This window comes from Streptomyces sp. NPDC026575 (genome assembly GCF_055567415.1).
The window spans coordinates 1-1,174 of the sequence record NZ_JBVHQM010000075.1; the positions used below are offsets into that span (position 1 = coordinate 1).

1 protein-coding gene is annotated in these 1,174 nt (G+C 71.4%); it reads left to right on the forward strand.

From position 1 onward, the window contains the following. Positions 1-26: 26 nt before the first annotated feature. Positions 27-1,174: polyketide synthase dehydratase domain-containing protein (locus ACZ4NB_RS38730; RefSeq protein WP_467667755.1), on the forward strand; the 1,148-nt coding region annotated here is incomplete at its 3' end.

Here is a 1,174-nt window from a genome sequence, read left to right on the forward strand (position 1 = left end):
TGCAGTGGGAGCGGTTGTATGAGGGGGTGGCTGCGCGGCGGGTGGAGTTGCCGACCTATGCCTTCCAACGCCAGCGGTACTGGCTCACCACACCGGCCGACACGGGCGGTGTGGTCTCGGCCGGGCTGGACTCCGCGGATCACCCGCTGGTCGGTGCCGCGATTTCCTTGGCCGACTCCGACAGTGTTGTCCTGTCCGGCCGACTGTCGCCCAACGTACAGGGCTGGCTCGGGGATCACGCGGTGGGCGACGCCGTCGTACTGCCCGGCACGGCCTTCGTCGAACTGGCGCTTCGTGCCGGTGAACCCGCGGGCTGCGGCCATCTCCAGGAGCTGACCCTTCAGACCCCGCTGGTCATGCCCGAGCGTGGCGGTGTGAACATCCAGGTGGTACTGGGTGAGGCGGAGGCGCAGGGGGCACGCTCCGTCAGCGTCCACGCCCGCGACGCCGAAGCCGCCGCGGACGTGCCGTGGACCCGACACGCGGTCGGCGTCCTGACGCCGACCTCCCCGGCCCCGACTTTCGACCTGACCCAGTGGCCGCCCGTCGGAGCCGAGCCAGTGCCGCTCGACGGTTTCTACGACGACCTGTCCGGCATCGGTCTTGAGTACGGGCCCGTCTTCCAGGGGCTGCGGGCCGCGTGGCGGCGCGGGGACGAGGTCTTCGCCGAGGTCGCCCTCCCAGAAGAGGCGCGGGAGGAGGCCGGACAGTTCGGCCTGCACCCGGCGCTTCTCGACGCCGCTCTGCACGCCACGGGACTGAGCGCGGAGGCCGACGACGGTGCCGCGCTGCCTTTCCTCTGGTCCGGCGTGACGCTGCACGCAGTCGGGGCGTCCGTACTGCGGGTGCGGATTCGGCCCTCCGATGACGGTGGACTGTCCCTGGAGGCGGCGGACGCCGAGGGAGCGCCGGTGGTATCCGTCGACTCCCTGGTACTGCGTCCCGTGGACGTCGACCGGCTCCCGGCTCGGCGCGTGGCGGGCCAGGACGCCCTCTTCCGCGTGGACTGGGCTCCCGTGGCTGTTCCTGCCGTGGCTGATGTGTCGTCGGTGGTGTGGGAGGGGTTGGGTTCGGGCGGTGTGGTGCCGGATGTGGTGGTGCTGCGTGTTGGTGGTGGTGCGGGCCCGGAGGTGGTGCGGGCGGAGTGTGTTCGGGTGTTGGGGGTGTTGCAGTC